Raw genomic sequence first — 4,358 nt, forward strand, 5'->3', positions numbered from 1 at the left:
CACCCTCAAAACCAACCACAGAAGGGTCAAGTGAGGTTGGCCACACATAAGCATAAACCGGTGCGCCCGCCAGATTGCCTGCGCTGCTGGGTTTTTCGCTGCCAGCTTGGCCAACCGTGCTCATGTGGAACGTGACCAAATTCCCTTTTTGGTGCGCGTGGGCGGCCAAAATATCAAACGCGGCGTGCACTGCACCATTATGCTCAGATTTTACCGCGTCATCCATGGCCGTGGCGTGTGTTCCGTCCGCAAAACTTGGGGCACTGAACGTGGCAATCAATCCTGCCACCAAAACGAAGTCTTTCATTTCAATCTCCTTTACAGAAGATGTGGTTATAATAGCGAGTCGAAATTATTGCAATAGTAATTTCGATTCGCTATTATAAGGCATGAGAAAAAGTGAATATCGAATCAGTGAGCTCCTTGATCGGTTGGCGCGGCTCAACCAATCTGAGTTGTGGACAAATGACCTGAATCCCGCACAAGTCGCGGCTCTAAAATATCTGATGGCCGCAAACCGGTTTTCCCGGGCACCATCGCATGTAGCAGACTATTTGGGGGCAACACGCGGCACTGTGTCCCAATCTTTGAAAACATTGGCGAAAAAGGGACTTATCGAGCAAATTCGGTCAGCAGAAGACAAAAGATCGGTCCGCTATGACGTAACAAAAACCGGCCACTCAGTGGTGGCTATTCGTACCAATTTGGATGAGGCGCTTGCACAATTAGATCAAAATGAAAGCGCAAATATTGCATTATTGTTAAGTAATGTGTTGCATAGCACATTGGCTGCTCGGGGCGGGCGAAGTTTTGGAATTTGTAAAAGCTGCAAACATCATGACAAATCAGCAAATCGGCCATACTGCCGGCTGTTGATTGTCGAATTGGCAGAAGAGGAAACAAGCCTCATTTGCCATGAACATGATAGTGCAGCCTGATATTTGAGAGCGCATTATGAAGTTTAATACAGCAATACTGGGTTTATATGTCGGCAAAGCCAAACAACGCTGGCAAGGCAAGCCGCCAAGCGCAATTGCAAAATTTGACGCGAACGGTGCGCAACAGCTTATAGAAACAGGTTTTATTTCTGACGCTCAGGCAGATTTGCGCCTACATGGGGGCCCCGACAAAGCTGTTCACCACTATCCTGCAGATCATTATTCAACTTGGCAGGCGCAAAAATTTGAAACCTCTTTTGCGTTTCGACCGGGCAGTTTTGGTGAAAATCTGTCCACGGCAGGCGTTGTTGAAAGCGATGTCTGTTTAGGGGACATTTTCGAGCTTGGCACGGCCCGCGTTCAAATCTCCCAAGGGCGTCAACCTTGCTGGAAGTTGAACCTACATTCTCGGGTTCCAGAGATGGCAAAACTGTTGCAGCAATCGGGCAAAACGGGTTGGTACTATCGTGTGTTGCAGCAAGGGGAAGTCAAAGTTGGTGACAAATTGAAGTTGATTGAAAGGCCACTTGAGAGCTGGCCACTTGATCGGCTTATTGCCGCGCGCTTTGACAAAGAACTACATCGCGCAATCGCAAAAGAGTTGTGTGAATTGCCTGAGTTGGCCAAAAATTGGCGACAATATTTTTACAAGCGCGCGTTTTCCGAATTTGTTGAAGATCATCAGCCTAGACTAGTCGGCTAGCGCCAGTTGTTCTCCGTTTTTTGAAACAGGACGGGTCGATATATCCATCTAATCATATGAATTATAAGCACTAAATCATATTTCATCGACCACCTAATTTTTGCTTGGCAATTTCTAAAAGATGTGTCAGCCTAAAGGGGAACCACCATTTGCGTGTGTTTGGGTCGAGTTTCCAAAACGTTTTGGTAGAATGAATTTCTGGCAAAATTGGCGCTCTAAATATCCAGACAAAATGCAAGGGAATGGTCGTGCAACTATCTATTGAGTTATGCTCGGCATGCGACGGGAGGAAAGCATGAAAATGAAATTTATCACTGGTGTTTCGGCAGCGGCTCTATTGTTGGCAGGTGGCGCAGCAGCGTACGCTGACAGCCATATGGACCTAAAAGGCGAAACCATTAAAGTTTTTGGACCTTGGCTTGGTGCCGATAAGGAACATATTGAAGCGGTGCTCGCGCCCTTTGAAGCCGCAACAGGTGCCAATGTAGAATATGCGGGCTCAGACAGCTTCGAACAGCAAATCGTCATCGACTCGCAAGCGGGATCTGCGCCAAACGTGGCCATTTTCCCTCAACCCGGTCTAGCCGCTGATTTGGCGTCCAAAGGCTATTTGACGCCTTTGAGTGGCGAAACTGCTGATTGGGTGAAAGAGAACTACGCCGCAGGTCAATCTTGGGTTGATCTAGGCACCTATGCTGATGAAAACGGCAACCCAGAGCACTATGGTTTCTTCTATAAAGTCGATGTGAAAAGCCTTGTTTGGTATTCACCAGAAAACTTTGAAGATGCGGGTTACGACGTGCCAGAATCCATGGAAGACCTTTTGGCCCTTAGTGACCAAATTGTTGCCGATGGCGGCACCCCATGGTGCATCGGTCTAGGTTCGGGCGGCGCAACCGGTTGGCCTGCTACAGACTGGGTAGAAGATATGATGCTTCGCACCCAGCCACCAGAAGTTTACGACCAATGGGTGAAAAACGAAATTCCATTCAACGATCCGCGTGTTGTTGCTGCAATAGAGCAATTCGGAAAATTCGCTCTAGACGACGAGTGGGTTGATGGTGGTTCAGCTGCAGTTTCTGCAACTGATTTCCGCGATAGCCCGAAAGGTCTATTCTCTGTGCCGCCTAAGTGCTACATGCACCGCCAGGCTTCCTTTATTCCTTCCTTCTTCCCTGAGGGTACTGAATTGGGCACAGACGCGGACTTCTTCTACTTCCCAGCCTATGATGGCCTAGCGCTTGGCTCGCCAGTTCTTGGTGCGGGCACATTGTTTGCCATCACCAATGAATCAAAAGGGGCACATGCCCTAATCGATTACCTCAAAACCCCTGAGGCACATGAAATCTGGATGGCACGTGCTGGCTTCTTGACCCCACACAAAGGTGTAGATTTGGACAAATATGCCAATGACACATTGCGTGGCCAAGGCCGTATATTGCTCAATGCAACTACATTCCGCTTTGATGGTTCCGACCTAATGCCAGGTGCAGTGGGTGCAGGTTCATTCTGGACCGGCATGGTGGACTACGCTGGTGGCAAACCAGCAGCAGAAGTTGCCAAAGAGATCCAGGATAGCTGGGACTCGATCAAGTAGATCGATCAACAAAAATAAGCTTGGTGGGCGCCAAATGGTGCCCACCTCGCCACAAGCCACCAATCGGTGCATGATGTTGGCAGTCAATTGCCAGTGTTTTGGGGGGAGACCAAATGTTTGATCAAGTGCTAAGCGCACTCACCACAGTTGTCATCGGCGTTGGCGTCTGTGTTTTGTATTTTTGGGGCGCAAATTGGGTCCTAGACCGCCTCTTGGGTGGCGACAATGAAACCTCAAAGAACGATGGTTTGCGCACCTCAATCCGCCCTTGGATCTTTCTGTTCCCCGCATTGTTTTTCCTCTCGCTCTATTTGATTTACCCCGTGTTTGCCACAGTCTGGCTCTCCTTGTTTGATTCAAGCGGCAGAAAGTTCATTGGGCTTGGCAACTTCATATGGGCCATCCAAGACGGCAATTTTTTGCAGTCGGTTTATAACAATCTGCTATGGCTAATTATTGTGCCCATCGGCGCAACCATATTTGGTCTCATTGTTGCGGTGATGGCCGATCGGCTTTGGTGGGGCAACTTTGCAAAATCCATGATCTTTATGCCGATGGCGATTTCGTTTGTTGGTGCATCGGTGATTTGGAAATTTGTCTATGACTATCGAAGCGGCGACAGCGAGCAAATCGGCATCTTAAATGCAATCGTCAACGGGCTGGGGATGGAGCCCCAAGTTTGGCTGCAAATTCCATTTTGGAATAGCTTCTTTTTGATGTTGATTTTAATCTGGATTCAAACTGGCTTTGCCATGGTGATCTTGTCCGCTGCGTTGCGAGGTATCCCCGAAGAAACGTTAGAAGCCGCCCGCATTGATGGGGCAAATGACTTGCAGATATTCTTCTCCATCATGATCCCGCAAATCTTTGGCACCATTATCGTCGTGTGGACCACCATCACGATTGTAGTGCTCAAAGTGTTCGACATCGTTTTGGCCATGACCAATGGGCAATGGGACACGCAAGTGCTCGCGAACCTAATGTTTGATTGGTTGACACGCGGCGTGGATTTTGGTCGCTCTTCAACCATCGCTCTGGTGATTATGATTGCGGTGTTGCCCATCATGATTTGGAACATCCGTGAAGTGAATAAAGAAGAGGGGACACGATAATGGCTAAT

At 48.5% G+C, this 4,358-nt stretch carries 4 protein-coding genes and 1 pseudogene; 4 read left to right on the plus strand and 1 reads right to left on the minus strand.

Annotated elements, in window-relative coordinates; genetic code table 11:
- Positions 1–307 (minus strand): annotated as a pseudogene (locus Q0231_RS09925) (hypothetical protein); the annotation flags it as partial.
- Between the two features lie 82 nt (positions 308–389).
- Between Q0231_RS09925 and Q0231_RS09930 the strand changes: the two are divergent.
- The 4 genes from Q0231_RS09930 (at position 390) to Q0231_RS09945 (ending at position 4,350) form a co-directional block, all read left to right on the plus strand.
- Entirely contained in the window at positions 390–938 is a 549-nt protein-coding gene (locus Q0231_RS09930; RefSeq protein ID WP_299347513.1) for a MarR family transcriptional regulator, read from the plus strand.
- 16 nt (positions 939–954) lie between these two features.
- Positions 955–1,641 carry an MOSC domain-containing protein gene (locus Q0231_RS09935; RefSeq protein ID WP_269392627.1) on the plus strand — a complete coding sequence of 229 codons (687 nt, stop codon included), beginning with the start codon at positions 955–957 and terminating at the stop codon, positions 1,639–1,641.
- A gap of 295 nt (positions 1,642–1,936) precedes the next feature.
- A complete protein-coding gene (locus Q0231_RS09940) occupies positions 1,937–3,238 on the plus strand; it encodes an ABC transporter substrate-binding protein (RefSeq protein WP_299347515.1) in 1,302 nt (433 codons plus the stop codon).
- Between the two features lie 113 nt (positions 3,239–3,351).
- Entirely contained in the window at positions 3,352–4,350 is a 999-nt protein-coding gene (locus tag Q0231_RS09945) for a sugar ABC transporter permease (protein WP_269392625.1), read from the plus strand.
- Positions 4,351–4,358: the final 8 nt, after the last annotated feature.

The organism is uncultured Maritalea sp. (assembly GCF_937139385.1).
Taxonomy (GTDB): domain Bacteria; phylum Pseudomonadota; class Alphaproteobacteria; order Rhizobiales; family Devosiaceae; genus Maritalea; species Maritalea porphyrae_A.